Genomic DNA, 25,090 nt, shown 5'->3' with positions numbered 1-25,090 from the left:
TCATCCTCCGGGTCGTCGGTGGGAAGGAACAAGATCAGGTCGCACAGCACCTCGGGGCCGGCAGGGGAGAGCGGGCCCGGCGGACGCGAGCCCACGGAGGGTGCTCGCCACCCTGACGACGACGTGCGGGAGCGTCAAAGCAGCCTCCTGGTGAGCTCGCCGGTCAGCTCGCGCAGGGAGGGGGCGGCAGGGGCGGCGCCCATGGTGCCGTCGGGGCCGCACAGGGGCAGCTTCTCCAGCAGCCTGGCGTGCACCCCTGCGGGGTCGGAGGGGAAGGCGGCGACCCCGGCGGCGACCAGTGTCCTGGCGGCTGCGCGGGAGCGCATTTTGGTGATGGCGCTGTCGTCCGTGGCCAGGGCGGAGGTCCACCGCCGCGCGAGATCCTCGTCGAAGCCCTGCCCGAGCTCGCGCAGCGGACGGCCGTCGACCTGGAGGCCGAGCAGGCCGGAGGAGGCGGGGTCGGCGAGCAGGGCCAAACGTTCGGCGGGCGGCGGGTAGTAGAGCGTGTCGACGCTCAGCCCGTGCTGGAGCTCCTCCACCATCCAGGCGGCCGCGTCGCCGACCATGAGCACCGAGTAGGCGTCGGCGAACATCTCGTCGGCCCAGTCGCCGGCCACCAGCCTGGCGTCGTGGGCCAGGTCGAGGTCGTGCATGACGAGATGGCCCGTCTCGTGCGCCGCGACCACCAGCCACCACGCCTGCCTGGCCGCCCACGCGGGCAGCGAGATCACCGGGATCGGCAGCTCGCGCACCAGCTCGTCGACGAGGTCCCTCGGCACGTCCTTGCGCGGGGTGGCGAAGGCGTCGAACATCGGGTCGAGGTAGGGCAGCGGCCCGGCGGGCGGTCTCCTGCCCAGCACGTCGAAAGGCTGCCACCAGCAACTGCGCACCACCTCGTCGGCCGCGGCGAGCACGGGGCCGCGCAGCGGGTCGAGTCGCTGGTCGTACTTCGGGGCGTACCACTCGAAGAGCCGTTTGATCGTCGACAGGCTCGCGTCCAGATGGAAGCAGCGCGCGTAGGCCGCCTCCGAGGTCGCGCCCGTCACCGCGAGCAGTTGCTCCCTGATGCCGGTGAGCATGCCGTCCAGGATCGCCCCGAGGACCTCGAAGTGGTGGCCGAACCTGCGGAAACGCCCGTCGGCCGCGCGGGCGGCCAGCCAGGCGGAGGTTTCCTCGCGCAGCAGGTCGGCGGCGGTGAGAGAACGATCCACTCGGTTCTGCACACGCACGGGGAAACCATACTCGGCTGTGATCGGGGCGTGACAGGCTTGACGCCTCATGTCTGTTTCATCACTCTCAACGATGGAAGGGGAGAGCCGTGAACAGGCTGCGGGTGCTGGCGGTGGACGACGAGCTTCCGGCGCTCGAAGACCTGTCGTACCTGCTGCGGGCCGATCCCAGGATCGGCGAGGTGGCCACCGCTCGTGACGGGGCCGCCGCGCTGCGGCTGCTCGACAGGGCCATCGCCGAGGGGCGGCCGATCGACGCGGTCTTCCTCGACATCAGGATGCGCGGGCTCGACGGCGTGGTGCTCGGCAGGCTGCTGTCGCAGTTCGCCAACCCGCCCCGCGTCGTCTTCGTGACCGCCTACGAGGAGCACGCGGTCGACGCCTTCGAGATCAAGGCCGAGGACTACCTGCTCAAGCCCGTGCGGCCGGAGAGGCTTGCCGAGGCGATCAGGCGGGTGTGCGTCTCGGCCGACGTTCCCGTCGAGGGAGCGGAGTCCGACACGATCCCCGTCGAGCTGGGCGGCGTGACGAGGTTCGTCTCCACGGCGGACGTGATCTACGTGGAGGCGCAGGGCGACTACGCCCGCCTGCACACCGCCGCGGGCAGCCACCTGGTCCGCATCCCGCTGGCCACGCTGGAGGAGCGCTGGGCCTCCTCCGGCTTCGTGCGCGTGCACCGCAGCCATCTGGTCGCGCTCCGGCACATCGAGGAGCTGCACATCGACTCCGGGCGCTGCTCGGTCAGGGTCGGCGACACCGAGATCCCGGTCAGCCGCCGCCACACCCGCGAGCTGCGCGACCTGCTGCTGCGCAGGGAGAGGCGGTGAAGGCCTGATGACCAGGCGCAGAGTCACGGTCATGAGCCCGCGCACGGCCGCCGCGCGCAGGCCCCGCTACCCGGTCAGCAGGGAGATCGACGAGCAGACCCACCTCGGTGAGGTCTACATGCGCTCGCTGCTGCGCACGCAGTTCAGGCTCGCGCTGTTCGTCTGCACCGTGCTGGCCTGCGTGGTGCTGGGGCTGCCGATGCTGTTCCTGCTCGTGCCCGAGCTGCGGGCGGTGCACCTGGCGGGGGTGCCGCTGCCGTGGGCGGTGCTGGCGGGGCTGATCTACCCGATGTTCGTCGCCGGGGCCTGGCTGTACGTCCGGCAGGCCGAGCGCAACGAGCGCCACTTCGAGGACCTGGTCGAGCGGCAATGAGCCTGGCCGCCGTCGTCATCGTGGTGGTCGCGGCGATCCTGATCGGCGCGTTCGGCCTGCGTCTCTCGCGCACGACCTCCGACTTCTACGTGGCCTCCCGCACGGTCACCCCGCTGTGGAACGCCTCGGCCATCGGAGGGGAGTACCTGTCGGCCGCCTCCTTCCTCGGCATCGCGGGCCTCATCCTCACCCATGGCGCGGACATGCTGTGGCTGCCCGTCGGCTGGACCGGCGGCTACCTGGTGCTGCTGGTGCTGGTCTCGGCGCCGCTGCGCCGCTCGGGCGCCTACACGCTGCCCGACTTCGCCGAGTCGCGCCTGGAGTCGATGGCCGTGCGCAGGACGGCCAGCGTGCTGGTGGTGCTGATCGGCTGGCTCTACCTCATGCCGCAGTTCCAGAGCGCGGGCATCGTGCTGCGCGCGATCACGGGGGCGCCCGGCTGGGTGGGCGGTCTGGTGGTCGCCGTGGTGGTGGCGGTCAACGTGCTGTCGGGAGGGATGCGCTCGATCACGTTCGTGCAGGCCTTCCAGTACTGGCTCAAGCTCACCGCGCTCGCGGTCCCCCTGGTCTTCCTGCTGATGGCCTGGCGCTCGGGCGGCGCGCCCGGGCTGTCGGAGCACGACATGGCGCACTGGCAGCTGCCGCTGTCCAGCGCGAAGGAGTACGGGCTCTACTCGACCTACTCGCTGATCCTGGCGACCTTCCTCGGCACGATGGGGCTGCCGCACGTGCTGGTGCGCTTCTACACCAACCCCGACGGGCGGGCGGCCCGCCGTACGACGTTGGTGGTGCTGTCGCTGCTGGGCGCCTTCTACCTGCTTCCCGCGCTCTACGGCTGGCTGGGCAGGATCTACGCTCCCGACGTGGCGGGCACCGACGCGGTCGTGCTGACGCTGCCAGGCAGGGTGATCGGCGGCACGCTCGGCGACGTGCTGACGGCGCTGGTCACCGCGGGCGCCTTCGCCGCGTTCCTGTCGACCTCCTCGGGGCTGACGGTGTCGGTGGCGGGCGTGATCGCGCAGGACCTGCTGGGCGGCGGCGCGGTGCGCGCCTTCCGGCTGGCGACGTTGATGGCCGTGGCCGTGCCCCTGGTGCTGGCCGTGTGGGCCAGGGCGCTGCCGGTCGCCGACGTGGTCGGGCTCGCCTTCGCCGTGGCGGCCTCGTCCTTCTGCCCGCTGCTGGTGCTGGGCATCTGGTGGCGCAGGCTGTCGTCGACGGGGGCGCTGGCGGGATTGTTCGTGGGCGGGGGGCTGGCGTGCGCGGCGGTGATGGCGCAGATCACCGGCGGGCCGTATGGCGGGCTCGTGGGCGCGCTGATGGCCCAGCCCGCGGCCTGGACGGTGCCGATCGCCTTCTTCGTCATGGTCGTGGTCTCGTTCCTGACCCCGCACCGCGTGCCGCTTGGGGTGGCCAGGACGATGGTCCGCCTGCACACCCCCGAGACGCTCAACCTCGACCGCGGCGACTGGCGCTCTCGCTCGTCGTGACGGGCAGCTCGCCCGAGCCGCGCACCACCAGCTCGACCGGCACCCTGACCATGCGCGCGGGCCCGCCGTCCAAGAGCAGGTCGACGGCGGTACGGCCGAGCAGCGCGGTGTCGTAGCGCACCACGCTCACCCCCGGGTCGAAGACGTCGGCCAGCGCGAAGTCGTCGAACCCCACGAACGCGGGCCTCTCACGGCGCGTCCTCAACGCCTGGAGGATCCCGATCGCCGCCCTGTTGTTGGTGGCGAAGAAGGCCGTGGGCGGGTCGGGCAGCTCCAGCAGCCTGTCGACCTCGCGCGCGGCCCGCCAGGGGTCGAACACCCCGCGGGTCACGAGAGACTCGTCCACCGTGCCGAGGGCCTCGCGGTAGCCGCGCGCCCTGTCGTGCACCGAGCTGAGGTTCTCGTCGTCGGAGATGAGCGCGATGCGCCGGTGCCCCCGCGCCATCAGGTGCTCGGTGGCCAGGCGCCCGCCCTTGAAGTCGTCGAGCAGCACCGCGCTGGACTCGGGCAGCCCCGCGGGCACCCTGTCCACGAACACCGCGTGAAGGCCGCCGCCCAGCAGCTCGGCCAGCCAGCGGTGGCCGCCCGCCGACGGCACCAGGATGAGGGAGTCGACGCCGCGCGCGAACATCGACTCCACGAGCATCCGCTCCCGCTCGGGCCGCTCCTCGTAGGAGCCGAAGACGACCAGCGCCTCGTGCTCGGCCGCCGCGCTCTCCACGGCGGCGGCCAGGTGGGCGTAGAACTGGTTGGAGATGTTCTCCATCACCAGCCCGATCGTGAGCATCGCCGCGCCCCTGGCCAGGCGGCTGGCCGCCTCGTTGCGGCGGAAGCCGAGCGCGTTGATCGCCTCCTGCACCCTGCGCTGCAGCGGCCCGCTGACGTGCGGCTCCTGGTTGACCACCCGCGAGACCGTCTTGAGGCTCACCCCCGCGTGCCTGGCCACGTCCGCCATGGTGGGTCTCTGTCGCGCTGTCATAGGGTCCCCCCATGAACGATGACTGGATCTGCGGCAGGCTGGGCGAGGACGAACCGTGGGCGCTGGGCGCGGTCAATCCGCCGGTGTTCGAGAACTCCCTGTTCACCTTCGAGACGGCAGGCGACCTCGCCGAGGCGATCAAGGATGAGGACGAGCGCTACGTCTACTGGCGCGGCACCAACCCGACCGTCGACCTGGCCCAGCGCAAGCTGGCGGCGCTGGAGCGCGCCGAGCGGGCCAAGTGCTTCGGCTCGGGCATGGGCGCGATCTCGGCGACCGTCTCGTCGCTGGTGTCGGGGGGCGACCACGTGCTGGTGCTGGGCGCCATCTACGGGCCCACCACGCAGTTCCTTCGCTACCTGGAGAAGTTCGGCGTCACGCACACACATGTCGGCGACCCCGCCGGTCTTGACAGCGCTATCAGAGCGAACACGCGAGTACTCTACTTCGAGTCGCCGTCCTACATGAGCTACCGCGTGGTGGACATCCCCGCCGTGACCGCGTGGGCCTCGGGCCACGGGCTGGTGTCCGTGATGGACAACACCTGGTCCACGCCGCTGTTCCAGAAGCCGCTGACCATGGGCGTCGACCTGGTGATCCATTCGCTGTCGAAGTACGTGGGGGGCCACAGCGACCTCGTCGGCGGGGTGGTGGCCGGCTCTGCCGAGCTGATCAGGCCGATCGCGCTGACGGAGTACCAGCTGTACGGCGCGGCGATGTCCCCGCACGACGCGGCCAAGGTGATCAAGGGGTTGCGCACGCTGCCCGTCAGGATGGCCGCCCACCAGGAGCGCGGCCTGGCCGTCGCGGCCTTCCTCGACCGGCACGAGGCGGTGCGCGCCGTCCACCATCCGGGGCTGGCCTCCCACCCCGACCACGAGCTGGCGAGGCGGCAGATGGCGGGCTTCTCCAGCGTCTTCGGCCTCGAGCTCGACACCGACGAGCGGCAGGTCGTGGCCGCCTTCCTCGACAGGCTGAAGGTCTTCAGGATCGGGGTGTCGTGGGGCGGGTTCGAGAGCCTGGTCGCCGCGCCCGCGCTGACCATCGAGGAGTCGGTGCGCGTCACCATGGGCATCCCCGTCGGGCTGGTGCGCCTGTCGGTGGGTCTCGAGCCTGCGGAAACGCTCGTCGAGGATCTGGCTCTAGCGCTGAAGGGGGTTGTGCGCCTAGCTTGAGTGACAGCGCTGTCACCCAGGAGGTACCCATGAGAACTCCCCTCCTCGCGGCCCTGGCCGCCGCCACTCTGACGATCGCCGCGTGCGGCTCGGGCTCCTCGTCCGACGGCGGCGGCACGGTCAGGCTCCGCATGATCGAGAGCCTGACCAGCCCCGACAGGACCAAACTGATGAAGAGCCTGCTCGCCGACTTCGAGAAGGCCAACCCCGGCGTGGAGGTGGAGCTCATCTCGCCGCCCCTCGACAGCGCCGATCAGAAGATCACCCAGATCCTGCAGACGAAGAAGGACCTGGACGTGCTGGAGGTGCGCGACCACACGGTCAAGTCCTTCTCCAACAACGGCTGGCTGGCCGAGCTGCCCACCACGCAGTGGGCCGGCTGGCAGGACCTCACCGAGCTGGCGAGGAAGAAGGCCGTGGAGGTGGGCGGCAAGCCGTACCTGATCCCCTACGGCTTCTACCAGCGGGCGCTGTTCTACAGGACCGACTGGGGGATGACCAAGCCGCCCGCCACCTGGGAGGAGCTCTACCAGGAGGGCAGGAAGATGACCACGGGGGAGCGGTTCGGCTACTCCTTCAGGGGCGGCAAGGGCGGCGCCGACTACGCGGTCCAGATGATCAGCGCCTACAACGGCGAGGCGCTGGACCCCGAGAAGTCCTTCTACCTGAAGGACAAGAAGACGATCTTCTCCACGCCCGAGGCGGCCCAGGCGCTCGACCTGTTCGTGAAGATCTTCAAGGAGGCGTCGCCGCCGGACTCGGTCTCGTGGGGCTACCCGGAGATGGTCCAGGGCTTCACCTCGGGGGTCACCGGCATGCTGATCCAGGACCCCGAGGTGATCAAGACGGTCGAGGAGAGCGGCGTCACCTCCTGGTCGACGGCGCCCATCCCCAAGGGCCCCACCGGCTACGCCTTCCAGCCCGTCGGCTACGCCGGATGGGGCGTCACCTCCTTCAGCGCCCACAAGGCCCAGGCCGTCAAGCTGGTGCAGTTCCTGTCGGAGGCGCAGCAGAGCCTGCGCTTCGCCAAGGGCAACTCGCTGATCCCGATCTCGTCCTCGGCGCAGAACGACCCGCAGTTCTCGCAGGGCGCGTGGAAGGCCTACCTGGAGGCGCAGAAGGACCCCAAGCAGGTCATCACGATCAGGCCGGTCGACTCGCCGGGATGGAGCCAGTTCCTCGTCGACTCCGACCGTGACGTCCAGGCACTGCTGACCGGCAAGAAGAGCACGGCCCAGGTGCTGAAGGCGTGGGACGAGTTCTGGACGGGTCAGGCTTCGTGAGCCGTCCCGCCTTCACCGCGAGGAAGGCAGGGCTCATCGCGCTGTGCCTGCTGCCCGGCGTGGCCTTCGTCGCGGTCTTCACCTACTACCCGATGGTGCGCGGCAGCGTCATCGCCTTCCAGCGCTACAACCTCTTCGACCTGACCTCGACCCCGTTCGTGGGCCTGGAGAACTTCAGGGCGGTGCTGGCCGAGGAGCGGTTCTGGACGGCGCTGCGCAACACGGGCACCTGGGTGGGCCTGTCGCTGTTCTTCCAGTTCCTCCTCGGTTTCGGTCTGGCCCTGCTGCTGCGCAGGCACTTTCGCGGCAGGGGGCTCTACCAGGCGTGGGTGTTCTTCCCCTGGGCGATGTCGGGCTTCCTGATCGGGCTGCTGTGGCGGTGGATGTTCAACGGCCAGTTCGGCGTGATCAACGACCTGCTGCTGCGCACCGGGATCATCGACACCCGCATCGGCTTCCTGTCGTCGCCCGGCTGGGCCATGACGTCGGTGATCGTGGCCAACATCTGGTACGGCGTGACCTTCTTCGCGATCATGATCATGGCGGCGCTGCAGTCGGTGCCGCGAGAGCTGTACGAGGCGGCCGCGGTGGACGGCGCCTCACGCCTGCGCCAGTTCTGGCACGTGACCCTGCCCCACATCCGCCCGACGCTGGCGCTGATCGTGCTGCTGCGGGTGATCTGGATCCTGAACTTCCCCGACCTCATCTACTCGATGACCGGCGGAGGGCCCGCGGGCTCCACGGACATCGTCACGACCTTCCTCATCCAGCAGGTGATGGGCGGCGACTACGGCAGGGCGGGCGCGGTCGGCTTCCTGGTGCTCGGCCTGCTGCTGGCCTTCAGCCTCTTCTACCTCAACGCCACACGCTTCGAGAGGTCGCGATGATCCTGAGGAGAGCGGCCAAGGCGATCGTGCTCGGCGTCTGGCTCCTGATCACGGTCTTCCCGCTGTACTGGATCGTCATCACCTCGCTCAAGCCCAAGAGCGAGATCTTCTCCATGCCGCTGCGCTACTGGCCGGGCGAGGTGACCTTCGAGCACTACGCCGAGCTGTTCTCCTTCGCCGACTTCGACCTCTACCTGCTCAACAGCCTCCTGGTGGCGCTGGTCTCCGCCGCGGTGGTCACCGTGATCGGGGTGCTCGGCGGCTACGTGCTGGCCCGCTTCGACTTCCCCGGCAGGGGCGCGCTGATGCTGGCCTTCCTCGTCACGCAGATGATCCCGCTGTTCATCGCGCTGGGCCCGCTCTACCTGCTGATGTCCGACCTCGGCCTGCTCAACAGGCTGGCGGGGCTGATGGTCGTCTACATCGCCATGCTGGTGCCGTTCTGCACGATCATCATGCGCGGCTTCCACGAGCGGGTCCCCGTCGCGCTGGAGGAGGCCGCGCAGGTGGACGGGGCCTCCAGGCTCCAGGCGATGGTCAGGGTGATCCTCCCGGTCATGCTGCCGGGGGTCGCGGCCACCTTCATCTTCGCCTTCGTCCAGGTGTGGAACGAGCTGTTCCTGGCAATCACCTTCATTGACAGCGAGGACGCCAAGACCGTGCCGGTGGCGATGAACTCCTTCATCACCCAGTACGACATCGACTGGGGGTCCATGGCGGCGGCCACCGTGGTGTCGGTGGTGCCGACGCTGGTGCTGTTCGCCGCGATCCGGCGCTACATCGTCGAGGGGCTGACGGCCGGGGCGGTGAAGGGCTGAGACCGCTCACCGCGCAAATCGGACCATTCATCGCATCCTGACTTCAGCTGGCCGCCACGCCATGGCGGCTCACCGAACAGGCGGACTCACCCCCTCCACGGAGGGTAGCTTGCCCTCTTACCTTGTGCGTGATCCGCATCACACTCCCCGGAGGGCTTGAGCTGTGACTACCAGAGAACATGACTCTTCTGTCTATGAACAGGTGCAGGCCAGCAGCGAGTTCCAGGAGCTGAGGCGGCGCTTCAGGGCGTGGACCTTCCCGATGACCGCGGCGTTCCTGGCCTGGTACCTGCTGTACGTGGTCCTGTCGGGCTGGGCGCGTGACTTCATGGCCATCAAGGTCCTTGGCAACATCAACATCGCGCTCATCTTCGGGCTGCTCCAGTTCGTCTCGACCTTCTGGATCGCGTGGGCCTACGCCAGGCACATGGAGAAGAAGCTCGACCCCATCTCCGACAAGCTCCGCCACGAGGTCGAGGAGAAGGCCAAGTGACTCTCTCCGCCGTCCTCTTCCTCGTCTTCGTCCTCGCGACGCTCGGTATCACCTTCTGGGCCAGCCGTCAGACCAAGACCGCCGCCGACTACTACGCGGGCGGCCGCTCCTTCACCGGCTTCCAGAACGGCCTGGCCATCGGCGGCGACTACATGTCGGCCGCCTCGTTCCTCGGCATCGCGGGCATCATCGCGCTGTCGGGCTACGACGGCTTCCTGTACTCCATCGGCTTCCTGGTGGCCTGGCTGGTCGCGCTGCTGCTGGTGGCCGAGCTGATGCGTAACTCGGGCAAGTTCACGATGGCCGACGTGCTGGCCTTCAGGATGAGCCCGCGTCCGGTCCGCACCGCGGCGGGCGTCTCCACGATCGTGGTGAGCATCTTCTACCTGCTGGCCCAGATGGTCGGCGCGGGCGCGCTGGTCGGCCTGCTGCTCGGCGTCACCGACCCGGCCCAGAAGAACCTGGTCATCATCGGCGTCGGCATCCTCATGATCATCTATGTGGTCGTGGGCGGCATGAAGGGCACCACCTGGGTGCAGATCGTCAAGGCGGTCCTGCTGATGGGCGGCGCGGCCCTGGTCACGCTGCTGGTGCTGGGCAAGTTCGGCTTCAACCTGTCGGCCCTGCTCGGCGACGCCGCCGCGCAGAGCGGCAAGGGCGACGCCTTCATCCAGCCGGGTCAGAAGTACGGCACCGAGGCGCAGGGCCTGGCCGGCAAGCTCGACCTGATCAGCCTCGGTCTCGCGCTGGTCCTCGGCACCGCGGGCCTGCCGCACATCCTCATCCGCTTCTACACCGTGCCCACCGCCAAGGACGCCCGCAAGTCGGTGCTGTGGGGCATCGGCATCATCGGCACCTTCTACCTGCTGACTCTCGTCCTCGGGTTCGGCGCCGCCGCCCTGGTCGGGACGAAGGCCATCATGGCGGGCGACAAGGCGGGCAACACGGCCGCCCCGATGCTCGCCCAGCAGATCGGCGAGGACATCTTCGGCCCCGTCGGCGGCACCATCCTGCTCGCCCTCATCGGCGCCGTCGCCTTCGCCACCATCCTCGCGGTGGTCGCGGGACTCACCCTCGCCTCCTCCTCCAGCTTCGCCCACGACCTGTACGCCCATGTCTTCAAGCGCGGCAACGTCACCGAGCGCGAGGAGGTCGTGGTCGCCAGGGTGTCGGCGTTCGTCATCGGCGCGGTCGCCATCGGCCTCGGCATCCTGGCCCAGGGACAGAACGTCGCCTTCCTGGTGGCGCTCGCCTTCGCGGTGGCCGCCTCCGGCAACCTGCCCGCGATCCTCTACAGCCTGTTCTGGAAGAGGTTCAACACCGCGGGCGCGGTGTCGGCCATCTACGGAGGACTGGTCGCGGCCCTCATCCTGGTGATCTTCTCGCCGGTGGTGTCGGGCTCGGCGACCGCGCTGTTCAAGGACGCCAACTTCGCCTGGTTCCCGCTGTCGAACCCCGGCCTGATCTCCATTCCCTTCGGCTTCTTCTGCGGCTGGCTCGGCACCGTGCTGAGCAAGGAGTACAACGCCGCGAAGTACGCCGAGATCGAGGTCCGCTCGCTGACCGGCGTCGGCGCCGAGCAGGCCGTCAAGCACTGACCGTCGCCGTCTCGAAGGGCCGGGCTCACCGCGAGCCCGGCCCTTTCGCGTGTGTCAGCGTGAGGCCCTGTCGAGCAGCGCCAGCTCGTCGGCGCCGAGCTTCAGGTGGACGGCGTCGAGCAGCGGCTTGAGCTGCTCGGCGTTTCTCGCGCTGGAGATCGGCGCGGCGACGGTCGGCTGGGCCAGCAGCCAGGACAGCGCGACCGTGGCCTGCTCGACGCCCCTGCCCGCGGCGATCGTGGCCAGCGCCTCCAGGACACGGGGCCCGCGCTCGGTCTCGAGGTACTCCGCCGCCTTGCCCGCGCGAGGACTGTCGACGGTGGCGCCGCCGGCGTACTTGCCGGTCAAAAAGCCGCGGGCCAGGCCGAAGTACGGCGTGCTCGACAGCCCCTCACGGGCCACCACCTCGCGAAGCTCGCCCTCGTAGCCGCGCTCGACGAGGTTGTAGGGCTGCTGGAGCGCCATGTAGCGGGCCATGCCCTCGTCGTCGGAGATGCGCAGCGCCTCGGCCAGCCGCGCCGCGCCGTAGTTGGAGGCGCCGAGGTAGCGCACCTTGCCCTCGCGCACCAGCGCGTCGAAGGCGGCCAGCGAGTCGGCCAGCGGCGTGTCCTGGTCGTCGACGTGCGCCCAGTACAGGTCGATGCGGTCGGTGCGCAGGCGGCGCAGGGAGTTCTCCACCGCGGTGCGGATCGTGGAGGGCGACAGGCCCTCGAGGCCGGCCAGCATGCCGACCTTGGTGGCCAGGACGATCGAGTCGCGGTTGCCGCGCTCGGCCATCCACGCGCCGATGACGATCTCCGAGGTGGACTCGCCCGTCGCCCAGCTCGGGTACACGTCGGCGGTGTCGATGAAGTTGCCGCCGGCCTCGACGTAGGCGTCGAGCACGGCGAAGGAGGCCTCACGGTCGGCGGTCCAGCCGAAGGTGTTGGTGCCCAGGCACAAAGGGAACACGGACAGCGCCGTGGTGCTGATCGATCTCATCCGGCTATTATGCGCGGGTCTCATAAGGAGGCCGGATGGCGGCCAGGGTCTTGGCGGCGGGCGGCCTGCTCGCGCTGGTCGTGGCGGTCGCGGCCGTCCTGCTCCTGAACGGAGGCCGGCAGGAGCGCGGCCCGCTGAACCGCGACGTCCCCGTCGAACGCGACGCGGAGCCCGTGGTCACCGAGCGGCGGCTCGACGACCGGCGGATGGAGCTGACGATCGAGTCGGCGGCGCTGGGCGCCACCACCAGGGTCAGGCTGCTGCTGCCCAAGGGGTGGTCGCGCGAGGCCGACCGCACCTGGCCCGTGCTGTGGCTGCTGCACGGAGGGTTCGACAGCTACACCTCGTGGACCTCGAGGACCGACGTCGACGATCTCACCGAGGACACCGGCGTCATCGTGGTCATGCCCGACGGCGGCAGGTGCGGCAGCTACTCCGACTGGTGGAACGGTGGCAGCGGCGGCCCGCCCCGCTGGGCGACCTACCACCTCAAGGAGCTGCTGCCGCTGCTGGAGGCGCGCTACAGGGCGGGCGAGCGGCGCGCCGTGGCCGGCTACTCGATGGGCGGGCAGGGCGCGATGCTCTACGCCGCCGAGGGCCACTTCCAGGCGGCGGCCTCCTTCAGCGGGGCCGTCCACATCCTGGCGCCAGGGGTGCCGCAGGCGGTCATGGCGGGCACCACGTTCGGCTGCCCCGGCACCGACTGGAAGCGCGTCTGGGGCGACCCCGACGAGCAGCGCGCGGTCTGGCGCGCGCACAACCCCTACGACCAGGCCGAACGGCTCAAGGGCGTCCGCCTGGTCGTCGCCTCGGGGACGGCCGAGCTGTGGGAGGACCCCGCCGAGCACCTGGCGGGAAAGGCGGGCAGGGCCTTCGCCGCCAGGCTCGGCGAGCTGGGCATCGAGGTGGAGACGCACTTCTACACGGGCAGGCACGACCATGCCCACTGGCAGAGGGAGCTGCGCCGCGCCTACCCCACGCTGATGCGCGCTATCGGTGCTCGGTAAGGTTCAGCGCGCGCGGCGTGAGCCACCACACGGCGACGCCGGCGACCAGCATCAGCGCCGCTCCCGCTGCCCCCGTGACCGCCAGCGACTCGGTGAAGGCGGTCTGCGCCTGCCGGGCCAGCTCGGCCCCCGCGGCTCCCGCCTCCCGCGCGGCCTCCAGCGCCGAGCCCAGGGACTCCTCGACGGCCTGCGCGGGCATGCCCTCGGGAACCGTCAGCCGCGACCGGTAGAAGGCGGTGGCGACGCTGCCGAGCACCGCGACGCCGAGCGTGCCGCCCAGCTCGTAGCTCGTCTCCTCGATGGCGGCCGCGCTGCCCGCCTTCTCGGGCGGTGACCCCGCCATGATCACCGCCGACGCGATGGCCAGCGAGCCCATGCCCGCTCCGACCAGCAGCAGCGCCAGCGCGACCGCGCCGTAGCCGAGCGGGCTCGGCGCCACGAACAGCACCAGGAAGCCCGCCCCCGCCACCAGCAGGCCGCCCGCCAGCACGGTGCGCGCGCCGATCCTGGCCGCCAGCGCGGGCGCCAGCGGCGACAGCACGAAGGCGCCGAGCGCCGTCGGCAGCATCCGCACGCCGGTCTCCAGCGGCGAGTAGCCCTGCACCAGCTGCATCCACTGCGCCAGCAGCAGCATCATCGCGGCCATGGCGATCGAGGTGGTCAGCGCGGCGACCGCGCCCGCGCTGAAGGACGGGCTGCCGAACAGGCGGATCTCCAGCAGCGGATCCTTCCTGGTCAGGCAGCGCCTGACGAACCAGCCCAGCAGGACGGCCGCCGAGGCCAGCGCGACCCAGCCGCCCGCGTCGCCGACGTGCTTGATGCCGTAGACGAGGGTGACCATGCCGGCGATCGACAGCAGGGTGCCGAGCGCGTCCCACCGGCCGGGGTTCGGGTTGCGCGACTCGGGCAGCAGCATCAGCCCCGCCACGATCGCGAGGGCCATCACGGGCACGTTCACCAGGAACGCGGCGTGCCAGCTGAACGCCTCCAGCAGCAGCCCGCCCAGGATGGGGCCGAGCGCGGCGCCGAGGGCGGCCATCGCCGACCAGATGCCGAGCGCGGTGGCCCGCTCCCTGGGGTCGGTGAACAGGGTGCGGATCATGGAGAGCGTGGACGGCATGATCATCGCGCCGCCCACGCCGAGCAGCGCCCTGAGCGCGATGAGGGCGGCCGGATCCCTCGCCCACACCACCGCCACCGACGCCGCGCCGAACAGCGCGAAGCCGCTGATCAGCATCTTCCTGCGACCCCACCGGTCGCCCAGCGCGCTCACCGTGACGAGCAGGCCTGAGACCGCCAGCGAGTAGGCGTCTACCATCCACAGCAGCTCGATCGCGTCAGGCCGCAGATCCTCGGAGATGGCGGGCAGCGCCACGTTGAGGATCGTCATGTCCATGACGACGAGCAGCAGGCTCGCCGACAGGACGGCCAGCGCCGCCCACCGCCGCCTGCGGCTCAACAGGCCGCTGTCCTGCAGCTGGGTCATCGGCCCATGCCCTTGAGAAAGGTGTCGACGAGCAGGCCCGCCGCGTCCCTTCTGGCCACGTCGCCCCTGCGCAGGCTCTCCCTCACCGCGACCAGCAGGCCGTACACCGCGTTGCTCACCCACCGCACCGGCAGCTCGGCGCGCAGCACGCCGGCCCGCTGGGCGGCGGCGAACAGCGCCATCTCGCGCCCCTCCAGTTCTTCGAGCTTGCGCAGCAGATCGGGGTCGACCTCCATGGCGGGGTCGGTGAGCGCGAAACCGTGCTCGTCGGCCATGTCCACCAGGTTGACGAGCAGGTCGCGCAGCGTGGCGGCCAGCCGTGCGGGGTCGCTCTCCCGGGCGGCGGAGGTGAGGTCGAGCGCGTCCTGCACCTGCTCCCAGCGCTCCAGCGCCCGCCTGCCGAGGGCGACGAGCAGGTCGTCGCGGCTGGAGAAGTGGCGGTGAAGGGTGGCCCTGCTGACCCCCGCCGCCTCGGCCAGTTCGGCCATGGAGGCGGTGGGGTGGGAGTTGAGATGGTGGATCGCCGCCGTGACGATCTGCTCGGCGGTCACTGCCATGAGACTTCCCCGTATCCTTTGCGACATTTATGTCTCAAACTATACACGGGTTTCTCATGTACGGTGATCTCCCCTTGACGGCAGGTCCTGCGCGGCGAGGCCCCGGATATCGTTCGGCTGTGGACCAGACCTCACCGCACCCCGACGAGGCGAGCCCAGGCCCACCCGCCAAGGAGTTCGCAGGAGGCGACTCTCGCACGCGGATCCTCGACGCGGCGGAGGAGCTGTTCGCGGGTGGCGGCTACGCCGCGACGCCCACCTCGCTGATCGCCAAGCTGGCGAAGGTCCCCAAGGGGCTGCTGTTCCACTACTTCCCCCGCAAGATCGACGTCCTGGTCGCCCTGGTCGACGAGCGGACGCTGGTGGAGGAGGGGCGCGAGGTCGAGGCGGTGCCGGGAGACGCGGCCCGCACGCTGTCCAGGCTCGCCAGGCGGCTGCCGCTGAGGGCCTCGCCCGCGATGCGGCGCATCCTGTTCAGGGAGGCCGACACGCACGGCTCGGTGCGCGAGCGGCTGGGGCGGCTGAACGGCGAGCTGATCGGACGCTCCAGGTTCGCGCTGGAGCTGGCGCTGCCCGGCGCCAGGGGCGACAGGGCGCGGCTCGAGGTGGCCGCGGCGACCTTCGCCGCGGTGCTGCTCTACCAGGAGAACCTCTGCCAGCTCACCGGGCACCAGATCGACCCCGACGCCGTGGCCGACCTCATCGCCCACTCGCTCGGCTGACCGCCTCGCCCCTCGCTAGCCGCCGATGTGCGGGGCGCGCGCGGCGGAGGAGCCGTCCCTGATCAGCTCGCCCGTCAGGTTGCCGTTGGCGCCCGAGCCCAGGAACACCGCGATCCTCGCCACGTCGTCGGCGTCGGAGAGCCTGCGGGTGGGCGTGGCGGCGGCCAGCGCCTCGATGACGAACTCGGGGATGGGCGGGCGGCTCTCGGTCAGGGTGAAGCCGGGGGCCACGACGTTGACCAGGATCCCGTCCCTGCCGCCGTTCCACGCGAGGCTGCGGGCGAGCCCGTGCAGGCCCGACTTCGCGGTGCCGTACGGGCCAGGTCCCGGCAGGCCCTCTTCCGCGACGCCCGAGGAGATCAGCACGATGCGGCCCCAGCCCTTGGCGCGCATGCCGGGAAGGACCGCGCTGACGGAGGCGGCGGCCCCGACCAGGTTGGCGTTGATCATCGCCTCCCACTCCTTCAGCGGCACGTCCTCGAACCGGACGCCCGGCTCCGGCGGTGCGTCACCGCCCCAGCGGACGGCGTTGGCCACCAGGACGTCGACGTCGCCCCAGTGCTCGGCGACGGCCTCGACGGCCCTGGCGACACTCGGCAGGTCCTCGAGGTCGAGTCGCGCGACGTACGCGTGCCCGCCCGCGGCCTCCACCTCCGCCGCCACCTTCTCGGCCTTGTCCCTGCTGCTCCTGTAGGTGATCGCCACCCGGGCACCCTCACGTCCGAAAGCACGGGCGGTCGCCGCCCCGATGCCGGTCGACGCGCCTGTGACCAGGACCACGCGATCCCTGAGTTCGGTGTCCATGCTGATTCCTCTCAACTTCAGATGATCTGAGATTGAAATCAATATAGAGCAAGATGGTTTCAAGTCAAGATGATTTGCTCTTGCTATCATGGCGTCATGACCGCCGCTCCCACCGCCGAAGACTCGCCAGGCAGCTGGCTGCACGAGGACCTGCACTGGTCGTTCGCCAGGCTGAAGCAGGGCCTGTCCACCGCTGAGAGCGCCGTGGTCAGGGAGCACGGGATGAGCCTGTGGGGCTACACGGTGCTGATGGCGATCGTCGAAGCCCCCGCCCGCACCCAGCTCGCCCTCGCCCAGGCGGTCTCGGTCGACAAGAGCAAGCTGGTGGTCATCCTCGACGAGCTCGAGGGCGCGGGGCTGGTCGTGCGCAGGCCTGATCCGGCGGACCGCAGGGCGCGCATCATCGAGGTCACACCCGAAGGCGGCCGGGCGCTCAAGGCCGCCAGAGGCGACATCGAGGCGATCGAGGGCCGGCTCCTGGGCGGCCTCGACACCCAGGAGCGGGCCGTGCTGAGGAAGGCGCTGCGCCATCTCGTCGGCGCGCCCATCCTGGCGATCGAGGACGGCCGGCAGGCCGAGAGCGCCTGCCCTCCCTCAGGCCCCTAGACCGGCGCGAGATCCCTCGTGAGGAAGGTGAGCTCGTCCATCGCCGTGCGCAGGTGGTGCATCAGCCGCCACACGTCGTCCACGCGATCGGGGCAGGCCACGACGCCGAAGTCGAGCACGCCGTCGTAGGAGAAGCAGGTGATGTTGACCCCGCCGCTCAGATCCGTCAGCACAGACAGCGGGTAGTACGACAGCACCCGCCCTCCGCACAGGTACAGGGGGAACTGCGGCCCTGGCACGTTGCTGATGATCAGATTGATCGGCGGGAACGCCACCGAGGCCAGCCTGAACACCGCGGGGGTCAGCGCGGAGACCGGCGAGGGCAGCATCGCGCACAGCTCGTGGAGCCAGGTCGCGGGAGACATCGCGAACCTGCGCTTGGCGGTGCTCATCGCCTCGGCCGTCGCCCTCAGCCGCTCGCCGATGTCGGCGACGTGCGTGGCCATCGGTATGATCATCGCCGAGATCTGGTTGCCCGCGCAGTCTCGCGCGCTGGCCGTGCGCACCGCCACCGGCACCGCGGCGATCAGCGGCTGGTCGGGCAGCGCGCCGCGCTCGTCGAGCCAGGAGCGCAGCGCCGACGCGCACAGCGCCATGACGATGTCGTTGACGCTCATCCCGTAGCTCTTGGCGACGTGCTTGACCTCCTTCAGCGGCACCGAGCCGTAGGCGAACCTGCGCTCGGCGCTGATCGGCCCGTTGAACGGGGTGTGCGGGACGGCCAGCGAGGGCAGGCCGGGCCTGGAACGCTCGTCGCCCGTGACGAAGCGGGCCGCCCTGGCGATCAGCCTGGAGCCCGGCAGTGTGGCCACCACGGGGATCGCGTCGAGGTCACCTGCCGCCCTGACCAGCGAGCGCACCGCCCGCGCCGGGTGCGTCACCGTGCGCACGGCGGCGCCCGCCAGCATGTCGAGCAGGTGCGGAGCCTCGGGCGGCGGGCACGAGGGCGGCTCCACCGAGCGCGGCTCGGGCGAGAGGTCGAGCAGCGCGGCCAGCGTCTCGGCGCCCGAGACCCCGTCGATGGCCGCGTGGTGGACCTTGGTGTAGACCGCGACCCTGCCGCCGGACAGCCCGGTGATCAGGTGCATCTCCCACAGCGGATGATCGCGGTTCAGGTGCCGCGCGTGCAGCCGGGCGACGGTCTCGGCCAGCTGGGTGTCCTCGCCCGGCGCCTCGAGCCCGGTCTCGAACAGGTGGTTGTCGATGGAGAAGCCGGGATCGGGCGCCCAGTAGGGATGGTCGAGCCCGAACGGAACCTCCGTCACCCGCAGGCTCAGCGCCGGCGACAGGTGCATCCGCTCCAGCAGCAGGGCCGCCAGACGCTCGCGCGTGATCGTGCCCGACGGTGCGCAGCTCGGGTCGAGGACGGCCACACCCGCGACGTGCGCGGCGGTCGTGGCGGACTCGGCGCTCAGGAACTGCGCGTCGAGCGCGGTCAGCTGCGTCATGGAACCTCCCTTTCCGCGGTGGTGTCATGGTGACCCGCCAGGATTGCGAGTACGTTTCTGCGAGAGTCTTTCAGATGAATTACAGAGCGCTTCCCAAGATTTCGGCTGACTTTTATGACGGTGCAGCTCAGCCATCCGAAGTGATAATTCCCTATCCCCGAGTAACCATGATCGGGTGTCTGACCACGGCGTCGAAGTGGTATCCGAAGGGGTGGCTCGCGGTACGCGAGGGCTGTCCCGCGCCGGTCTCGTCGAGGGCTCTGGCGAGCAGGACGTGCGGCCCCACCTGGCGCGGTGTCCAGGCGACGCTCCAGGTCAGCCAGGCGTCGCGCCTGGGACCCCGGCGCTCGGCCGGGTGCCAGGTCGCGCCGTTGTCGGCGCTCACCTCGACGTGCCCGACGCGCCCGTTGCCCGACCACGACCTGCCGCGCAGCACGTGCCGCCGCCCCGCTTCGAGCACGGCCGGCCACGGCAGTTCGAAGGCGCTTTTCACCGTCATGGTCGTCACGCCGGGGTAAAAGAGGGTGTTCCACGGCGTGAACAACTCCGTGGTGGAGACCTCGAGGCCGCCCAGCCATTTCACCGAGGCGATTCCCGCCCAGCCGGGAACGATGAGACGGGCGGGAAAGCCGTGGTCCACGGGAAGAGGCTCGCCGTTCATCTCGTAGGCGACCAGGACGTCGTCCAGGGCCTTGCGCACCGGGATCGGACGGCGCACATGGCCGAGGTTCGCGCCCTCGTGGACGTAGGGCGCGTCGAGCCCGGTGGCCAGCACGTCCACGGCGCCGTCCCTGAGCCCCGCCATGGTCAGCAGGTCCCTGAGCGGCACGCCTCGCCAGCGCGCCACCCCGACCGCGCCGAGCCCCCACTGGATGCCGGGGGCGGGCTCGTGCTGCTGGCTGTCGTAGAAGCGGCGGGCGTTGCCCGCGCACTCCAGCGTCACGTCCACGCTGCGGGCGGGCATCGCGCGCAGCTGCCGGTAGCCCACCTCGACGGCGCGGCGCAGCCCTGGGCCGTGCAGGAGCAGACGCCAGGTGGCCGCGTCGACGCGGGGGGGTCGCGGTGTGGTTGCGGACGAAGAAGCGGTCGTTGGGCGTGTGGTATCCCTGACCCGCCATCGCCTCCCAGCGCGTTTCGGCGTTGCCGTCGTGGAGGGTGAACAGGTGGGAGGGCAGGGGTTTGACGATGGACTCGGTGGCCAGCCTCATGTATTCCCTATTCCCTACCAATTAACTATCTAATCGTCGTTCAACGTACCGCCACCAGGATCACGTCGTCGCCCATCTGCCAGACCGGCCCAGCCTCGCTGAACCCCGCCTCCCGCAGCAGCTCGCGATGGGTCCGCAACGGCAGGTGGTGGTCGCCGCCGTGCGCGCCGAGCCTGCGCCCGCGCTCGGCGACCAGGTCGGCCAGCGCGGGTTCGGCCTCGACCGCGCGCCACCACGCCGACCAGTCCTCGCCCCCCGCCGTCATGGTGCGGCGCAGCGCCGTGGCCAGCGTCGCGACGGCGGGCTGCTCCTCCAGGACGTTGTCGGCGTTGACCAGCACCCCTCCTGGTCGCAGCAGCCCTCCCAGCTCGGCGTAGAGCGCGCCCAGCTGCTCCTTCGGCAGGTAGTGCAGGGCGGTCGTGGACACCACCGCGTCGACCTTGCGGTCGAGGCCGAGCGCGGCCGTCCAGCCGGGGGCGCGCAGGTCGGCGTCGACCAGGCGGGAGATCTCCGGGTAGCCCGCCCTGCAGAGGGCCAGCAGCAGCGGGTCGACGTCCACGCCCACGACCTCGGCCGACGGCAGGCGCCGCGCCAGCCGTACCGACAGGGAGCCGGGGCCGCAGCCGAGGTCGAGCACCAGGGGGGAGTCGGGCACGGCCTGGGCCACCACCTCCCCGATCGCGGCGAAGCGCGCCTCCCGATCGGCGACATAGCGCTCCTGCTGGGAGTCCCAGCGCTCCAGCCACACCTGGGCGAGCTCGGGTGTCATGACGATCCCCTCAAGTGGAAATGATTTTCACTTTCGGGGAGCAGTCTAACGGCCGAAGAAGGCCAGCAGGCGCTCGAGCGGCCAGGTGTTGATCACGTCGTCGCCGGTGAGCCAGGCGCGCTGGGCGATGCCGATGCCGAAGCGCTGGTTGTCCAGGTGGGGGATGGCGTGGGAGTCGCTGTCGATGGAGAACTTCACCCCGTGGTGCCTGGCCAGCCTGACCAGGTCGGAGGGCAGATCGGAGCGGTCGGGGTAGGAGTCGATCTCCATCGCGGTGCCGGTGCGGGCCGCGGCGCGGAAGACGGCCTCCCAGTCGGCGTCGACAGAGGGGCGCTTGCCGATCTTGCGGGTGGTGGGGTGGCCGATGATGTCGACGTGAGGGTTCTCACAGGCGGCGATGAAGCGTCTGGTCATCTCCTCGCGCGACTGGGTGAAGTGCGAGTGGACCGAGGCCACGCACACGTCGAACCCCTTCAGCACCTCGCCAGGCCAGTCGACCGATCCGTCGGGGGCGATGTTGAGCTCGGTGCCGTGCAGCAGCCGCATGTCAGGGTATTTCCGCTGCAGCTCCAGCAGGGCGCCGCGCTGGTCGAGGGCCTTGTCGAGGGTCATGCGCTGCATCGCCAGATCGGGCGCGTGGTCGGTGACCGCGTAGTAGGAGTAGCCGCGCGCGTGCGCCGCCGCCACCATGTCCTCCAGCGAGGCGATGCCGTCGGTCAGATTGGTGTGGGTGTGGAGGTCGCCGCGCAGGTCGCCGAGCGTGACCAGCGTGGGCAGCTCGCCGCGCAGCGCGGCCCGCACCTCGCCGCCGTCCTCGCGCATGGCGGGCGGCACCCACTGCATGCCGAGCGCGGCGTAGATCTCCTCCTCGGTCTGCGAGGCGATCACCCGCTCGCCCTCGAACAGGCCGTACTCCGACAGCTTCCAGCCCTTCTTCACCGCCATCTCGCGGATGGTGACGTTGTGCTCCTTGGAGCCGGTGAAGTAGATCTGCGCCGCGCCCCACGACTCGGCGGGAACCCTGCGCAGGTCGACCTGCATGCCGCTGGTCGTGCGGATCGAGGTCTTCTTCTCGCCCGCCGCGATCACCTCGGCGACGTACGGCTGCGCCCTGAACTCCTCCATGATCGACTCGGGGGCCACGGCGAGGATGTCGATGTCGCCGATCGTGTCCTTCATCCGCCTGAGTGATCCCGCGTAGGCCAGCCGCTCGGCGCTCAGCGAGGCCATGACGGTCTCGGCCAGCGACATCGCCACCCCGATGTGCACCCTGCGGCCCGACTGCTCCAGCTGCTCGACGCCCTTCACCAGGTTGGCGAGGGTCTTGGGGCCGAGGCCCTTGACGCCGTCGAGCCTGCCCGCGGCGATCGCCTCGGCCAGCCCGGCGGGGGAGTCGATGCCGAACTCCTCGAACAGCATGATGGCCGTCTTCGGGCCCAGCGACGGCACGCGGGTCAGCCTCCGCACACCGTCGGGCACCTTGCCGCGCAACGCGTCGAGCTGGCGGAAGCTGCCTCGCTGGAGGAACTCCTCCATCTTCAGCGCGATCGCCTCGCCCACCCCTGGCACGCTGCGCACGTCGACCTGCGAGATGTCCTCGGGGAAGCCGGCGATCGCCTTGGCCGCCTTCTGATAGCTGCGCACCCTGAAGGCGTCGCCGCCCGTGAGAGCGAACAACTCCGAATATTCCTGAAGGGCGGCAGCCGCCTCGTCGTTTGCCCGTGCCATGGGGCCAGCGTAGGGGAACGCTCTGACACTTCCAGATCACGGATCGGCGTGGATTGGATGTCACCCCTTGTGCCGCGTCGGGTGCGATCAGTACGAACAGAGCGTGCGCTTACGTGTCGTGATACCGCTGCTGTCCGTCCTTCTGCTGCCCGGCGGCACGGCCGCCGCCGACCCCACGCCCCCCGTGCGCGACTTCGGCAACGGCGCCGACCGCAACGAGGAGGCCGCAGGCGTCGGCGAGTCCGCCGCCAAGACGCTGCGCGAGAGCGCGCCCGAACTGTCGTGGCGCCCCGACCACACCCGCGGCTACCCGCGAAGGACCACGCTCCCGGTCCCGCAGGAGAACCCCGCCGACGCCTCCATCAAGCTCGGCCTCGTCCCGCACCACGCCATCGCGGCCAAGCTCAACCAGCTGCAGGCCGTGGGCGACAGGGTCAGCGCCGAGGTGGTCGGCCGCTCGGCCGGCGGCCGCGACATGTACCTGGTCACCGTCACCGCCCCCGAGAGCGCCTCGGAGACCCGCAGGCAGGAGCGGCTGCGCCAGCAGATCGAGAACGGCCACCGCATCCAGGCCAGGACCTACAAGGCGCCCGTCTTCGTCAACGGCAACATCCACGGCAACGAGTGGGAGGGGACCGACGCCAGCCTGCGCGTCATCGAGGAGCTGGCCACCAGCACCTCTCCCCAGATCAAGGACCTGCTCGCCACCACGCGGCTGTACTTCAACATCACCGCCAACCCCGACGGCAGGGTGCTGGGCCAGCGGCCCAACGGCAACGGCTTCGACCTCAACCGCGACTTCGTCACCGCCTCGCAGCCCGAGACGCGGGCGATGCGCCAGATCATGATCGACAACCAGCCGGTCGTCATGATCGACCTGCACGGCTACGTCAACGGCACCCTGGTCGAGCCGACCACCCCGCCGCACGGCGCCAACTACGAGTACGACCTGTTCATCCAGAACGCCTACGCCAACGCGCTCGGCATCGAGCAGGCCATCCTCGCGCTCGGCTACACCTTCGAGAAGGACGGCACCCACCCGCCGCAGATCCCCTTCCGCGACTCCGACGAAGGCTGGGACGACTGGCCGCCGATCTTCACCCCGCAGTACGCCCCCTTCCACGGCGCGGTCGCCTCGCACACCATCGAGTTCCCGATGCGCGTCAACGGCACGGACTACACCTCCCTGCCCCAGGCCGAGCTGCAGCGGCGCAGCCGCATCAACGTCGACATCGCCTCCGCCTCCATCAGGGCCACCTACACCTTCGTCCAGAACAACAGGGAGAGGCTGGTCGGCGACCAGATCGAGGTGTTCAGGCGGGGAGCGGCGGGTGAGCCCTCCAAGGAGGTGCCCCTCGGCATCGTCCCCGGCTTCGGACCCGAGGACGTCTACACCACCACCTTCCCCCGCGCCTACGCCATCCCCTCGGGCACCCCCTCGGCAGCCACCCTGGTGGACTTCCTCGTCGCCAACGACGTGAAGGTCGAGCGGGCGCTGCTGCCCTTCCGCGCCGGCGGCAGGACCTACCCGCAGGGCACCTACGTCGTGGACATGCGCCAGCCCAAGCGCGGCCTGGCCAACGTCATGCTGGAGCCCGGCGCCGACATCAGCCCGAGGGTCGACGCCATGTACGACATCTCCGGATGGAGCCACGCGCTGCTGTGGGGCGCGGCGGTCGAGCCGATCACCGAGCGGCGCCTCCACGTGGTGGCCCAGCCGGTCAAGCTCGCCTCGCCCACCGGCCACGTGCCGCGCGGCGAAGGCCCCCTCTCGCTGAGGGTCGACGACGCCAAGGCGGTGCGGGCCGTCAACGACCTGCTCGGCCAGGGCACGGCCGTCACCATGGCGGCCGACGGCAGCGCCGTCGTGCCCGCCTCGGCCCGGCAGGCGGCGAAGACGGTGGCCGACAGGTACGGCGTGCCGTTCACCAGGGCCGCCTCGACCGCGGGAACCCCGCTGTCCCGTGTCAGGATCGCCGCCGCGCTCTCCGCCGACGAACTGTTCACGCTCCGCGAGCTGGGCTTCGCCGTCACGCCGGTCTCGACCACCGTGCTCAACAACGGCTTCGACTGGAGCGGCGTCGACGTGCTGTACGTCTCCAGCGGGCTGTCCTACGGCGCGCTCAACCCCGCGGCCAGGACGGCGCTCGACGCCTTCATGACCAGGGGCGGTGTGGTCACCCGCGGCGGCACGGGCGCCGCCTTCAACGCCGCGGCGGGTCTGCTGACCGCCACCGCGGTGGCGGGCCGCTCCGACGCCAACGGCGTGGTCAAGGTCTCCTCGGCCACGGGCCCCGTCGGCTCGGGCTCGCCCGCGCACTCCTTCGTCTTCTCACCGCGCTGGTTCACGGCGCTGGGCCCCGAGGTGAGGGTCGAGCAGGCCTACGCCACCGAGGGACCGCTGGTGGCGGGCCACTGGCGGCCCAACCCCAGCGACGGCAGCGGCGGCCCCGAGGCCGCCAGAGGCCAGGCCGCGGTGGTCAGCGGCAGGGACGAGCGGGGCGCGGCCGTGGTGCTCTTCGGCACCGAGCCGATGTTCCGCAACCACCCGAAGGGCCTGTTCCCGCAGGTCGCCAGGGCGCTGTTCTGGACCTCCTCCACCGCGGACGTCCTCACCCCGTAGAC

23 protein-coding genes are annotated in these 25,090 nt (G+C 70.4%); 13 read left to right on the top strand and 10 right to left on the bottom strand.

Annotation, left to right across the window (positions count from 1 at the left end):
* Positions 1–134: 134 nt before the first annotated feature.
* Positions 135–1,229 carry a hypothetical protein gene (locus tag ABFX55_RS05910; RefSeq protein WP_346118381.1) on the bottom strand — a complete coding sequence of 365 codons (1,095 nt, stop codon included), beginning with the start codon at positions 1,227–1,229 and terminating at the stop codon, positions 135–137.
* Between the two features lie 89 nt (positions 1,230–1,318).
* On the opposite strand from ABFX55_RS05910, the gene ABFX55_RS05905 reads away from it, so the two are divergent.
* The 3 genes from ABFX55_RS05905 to ABFX55_RS05895 are packed head-to-tail and all read left to right on the top strand — an operon-like array spanning position 1,319 to position 3,916.
* Entirely contained in the window at positions 1,319–2,056 is a 738-nt protein-coding gene (locus ABFX55_RS05905; protein ID WP_346118379.1) for a LytR/AlgR family response regulator transcription factor, read from the top strand.
* 7 nt (positions 2,057–2,063) lie between these two features.
* Positions 2,064–2,429, top strand: coding sequence for a hypothetical protein (locus ABFX55_RS05900; protein ID WP_346118377.1), 366 nt, complete (start codon positions 2,064–2,066; stop codon positions 2,427–2,429).
* Complete coding sequence (locus tag ABFX55_RS05895; protein ID WP_346118375.1) at positions 2,426–3,916, top strand: sodium/solute symporter; 1,491 nt, start codon at positions 2,426–2,428, stop codon at positions 3,914–3,916. Before ABFX55_RS05900 ends, ABFX55_RS05895 begins: the two co-directional genes overlap by 4 nt.
* Here ABFX55_RS05895 and ABFX55_RS05890 read toward each other — a convergent pair.
* Positions 3,876–4,895: a LacI family DNA-binding transcriptional regulator gene (locus tag ABFX55_RS05890; protein ID WP_346118373.1), complete on the bottom strand. Its 1,020-nt coding sequence runs from the start codon at positions 4,893–4,895 to the stop codon at positions 3,876–3,878. The two genes, ABFX55_RS05895 and ABFX55_RS05890, sit on opposite strands and share 41 nt — an antisense overlap.
* Positions 4,896–4,906: 11 nt before the next feature.
* On the opposite strand from ABFX55_RS05890, the gene ABFX55_RS05885 reads away from it, so the two are divergent.
* From ABFX55_RS05885 to ABFX55_RS05860, 6 genes are all read left to right on the top strand, one after another.
* On the top strand, positions 4,907–6,070 hold the full coding sequence (locus ABFX55_RS05885; protein WP_346118371.1) for a trans-sulfuration enzyme family protein: 1,164 nt from the start codon (positions 4,907–4,909) through the stop codon (positions 6,068–6,070).
* Between the two features lie 29 nt (positions 6,071–6,099).
* Positions 6,100–7,353, top strand: a complete 1,254-nt coding sequence (locus ABFX55_RS05880; protein ID WP_346118369.1) for an ABC transporter substrate-binding protein — start codon at positions 6,100–6,102, stop codon at positions 7,351–7,353.
* Positions 7,320–8,240 carry a carbohydrate ABC transporter permease gene (locus ABFX55_RS05875; RefSeq protein WP_346118367.1) on the top strand — a complete coding sequence of 307 codons (921 nt, stop codon included), beginning with the start codon at positions 7,320–7,322 and terminating at the stop codon, positions 8,238–8,240. Before ABFX55_RS05880 ends, ABFX55_RS05875 begins: the two co-directional genes overlap by 34 nt.
* Positions 8,237–9,058 carry a carbohydrate ABC transporter permease gene (locus ABFX55_RS05870; protein WP_346118365.1) on the top strand — a complete coding sequence of 274 codons (822 nt, stop codon included), beginning with the start codon at positions 8,237–8,239 and terminating at the stop codon, positions 9,056–9,058. The genes ABFX55_RS05875 and ABFX55_RS05870 overlap by 4 nt, the downstream gene beginning before the upstream one ends.
* 202 nt (positions 9,059–9,260) lie before the next feature.
* The gene (locus ABFX55_RS05865) at positions 9,261–9,551 is read left to right on the top strand and encodes a DUF485 domain-containing protein (protein ID WP_346118364.1); all 291 of its coding nucleotides are present in this window, start codon (positions 9,261–9,263) and stop codon (positions 9,549–9,551) included.
* On the top strand, positions 9,548–11,149 hold the full coding sequence (locus ABFX55_RS05860) for a solute symporter family protein (RefSeq protein WP_346118362.1): 1,602 nt from the start codon (positions 9,548–9,550) through the stop codon (positions 11,147–11,149). The genes ABFX55_RS05865 and ABFX55_RS05860 overlap by 4 nt, the downstream gene beginning before the upstream one ends.
* A 54-nt stretch (positions 11,150–11,203) precedes the next feature.
* Here ABFX55_RS05860 and ABFX55_RS05855 read toward each other — a convergent pair whose 3' ends face one another.
* On the bottom strand, positions 11,204–12,130 hold the full coding sequence (locus tag ABFX55_RS05855; protein ID WP_346118360.1) for an aldo/keto reductase: 927 nt from the start codon (positions 12,128–12,130) through the stop codon (positions 11,204–11,206).
* Positions 12,131–12,165: 35 nt separating this feature from the next.
* Here ABFX55_RS05855 and ABFX55_RS05850 point away from each other — a divergent pair, with 35 nt between their 5' ends.
* Positions 12,166–13,137, top strand: coding sequence for an alpha/beta hydrolase (locus ABFX55_RS05850; RefSeq protein ID WP_346118358.1), 972 nt, complete (start codon positions 12,166–12,168; stop codon positions 13,135–13,137).
* Here the strand turns inward: ABFX55_RS05850 and ABFX55_RS05845 are convergent.
* Together ABFX55_RS05845 and ABFX55_RS05840 are read right to left on the bottom strand one after the other, a co-directional pair.
* The gene (locus tag ABFX55_RS05845) at positions 13,121–14,623 is read right to left on the bottom strand and encodes an MFS transporter (protein WP_346118356.1); all 1,503 of its coding nucleotides are present in this window, start codon (positions 14,621–14,623) and stop codon (positions 13,121–13,123) included. The genes ABFX55_RS05850 and ABFX55_RS05845 overlap by 17 nt on opposite strands.
* Complete coding sequence (locus ABFX55_RS05840) at positions 14,620–15,180, bottom strand: TetR/AcrR family transcriptional regulator (protein WP_346118354.1); 561 nt, start codon at positions 15,178–15,180, stop codon at positions 14,620–14,622. Before ABFX55_RS05840 ends, ABFX55_RS05845 begins: the two co-directional genes overlap by 4 nt.
* 119 nt (positions 15,181–15,299) lie before the next feature.
* On the opposite strand from ABFX55_RS05840, the gene ABFX55_RS05835 reads away from it, so the two are divergent.
* Positions 15,300–15,902, top strand: a complete 603-nt coding sequence (locus ABFX55_RS05835; protein ID WP_346118352.1) for a TetR/AcrR family transcriptional regulator — start codon at positions 15,300–15,302, stop codon at positions 15,900–15,902.
* A 15-nt stretch (positions 15,903–15,917) separates the two neighbouring features.
* Here the strand turns inward: ABFX55_RS05835 and ABFX55_RS05830 are convergent, their stop codons facing one another.
* Positions 15,918–16,706 carry an SDR family NAD(P)-dependent oxidoreductase gene (locus tag ABFX55_RS05830; RefSeq protein WP_346118350.1) on the bottom strand — a complete coding sequence of 263 codons (789 nt, stop codon included), beginning with the start codon at positions 16,704–16,706 and terminating at the stop codon, positions 15,918–15,920.
* 96 nt (positions 16,707–16,802) lie between these two features.
* On the opposite strand from ABFX55_RS05830, the gene ABFX55_RS05825 reads away from it, so the two are divergent.
* Complete coding sequence (locus ABFX55_RS05825) at positions 16,803–17,312, top strand: MarR family winged helix-turn-helix transcriptional regulator (RefSeq protein ID WP_346118348.1); 510 nt, start codon at positions 16,803–16,805, stop codon at positions 17,310–17,312.
* On the opposite strand, the gene ABFX55_RS05820 is transcribed toward ABFX55_RS05825, so the two are convergent.
* From ABFX55_RS05820 to polX, 4 genes are all read right to left on the bottom strand, one after another.
* The gene (locus ABFX55_RS05820) at positions 17,309–18,760 is read right to left on the bottom strand and encodes a WS/DGAT/MGAT family O-acyltransferase (RefSeq protein WP_346118346.1); all 1,452 of its coding nucleotides are present in this window, start codon (positions 18,758–18,760) and stop codon (positions 17,309–17,311) included. The genes ABFX55_RS05825 and ABFX55_RS05820 overlap by 4 nt on opposite strands.
* A gap of 151 nt (positions 18,761–18,911) precedes the next feature.
* Positions 18,912–19,766, bottom strand: a complete 855-nt coding sequence (locus tag ABFX55_RS05815) for a molybdopterin-dependent oxidoreductase (RefSeq protein ID WP_346119207.1) — start codon at positions 19,764–19,766, stop codon at positions 18,912–18,914.
* 242 nt (positions 19,767–20,008) lie between these two features.
* Positions 20,009–20,737 carry a class I SAM-dependent methyltransferase gene (locus ABFX55_RS05810; RefSeq protein WP_346118344.1) on the bottom strand — a complete coding sequence of 243 codons (729 nt, stop codon included), beginning with the start codon at positions 20,735–20,737 and terminating at the stop codon, positions 20,009–20,011.
* 45 nt (positions 20,738–20,782) lie between these two features.
* Entirely contained in the window at positions 20,783–22,465 is a 1,683-nt protein-coding gene (gene polX / locus ABFX55_RS05805; protein ID WP_346118342.1) for a DNA polymerase/3'-5' exonuclease PolX, read from the bottom strand.
* 103 nt (positions 22,466–22,568) lie between these two features.
* Between polX and ABFX55_RS05800 the strand changes: the two genes are divergently transcribed.
* Positions 22,569–25,088 carry a M14 family zinc carboxypeptidase gene (locus tag ABFX55_RS05800; protein ID WP_346118340.1) on the top strand — a complete coding sequence of 840 codons (2,520 nt, stop codon included), beginning with the start codon at positions 22,569–22,571 and terminating at the stop codon, positions 25,086–25,088.
* Positions 25,089–25,090 lie beyond the last annotated feature (2 nt).

Source organism: Nonomuraea roseola (genome assembly GCF_039535395.1).
Classification (GTDB): Bacteria; Actinomycetota; Actinomycetes; order Streptosporangiales; family Streptosporangiaceae; genus Nonomuraea; species Nonomuraea roseola.
The sequence above is the reverse complement of the archived record's forward strand: the minus strand, read 5'-3'. Positions and strand labels throughout refer to the sequence as shown.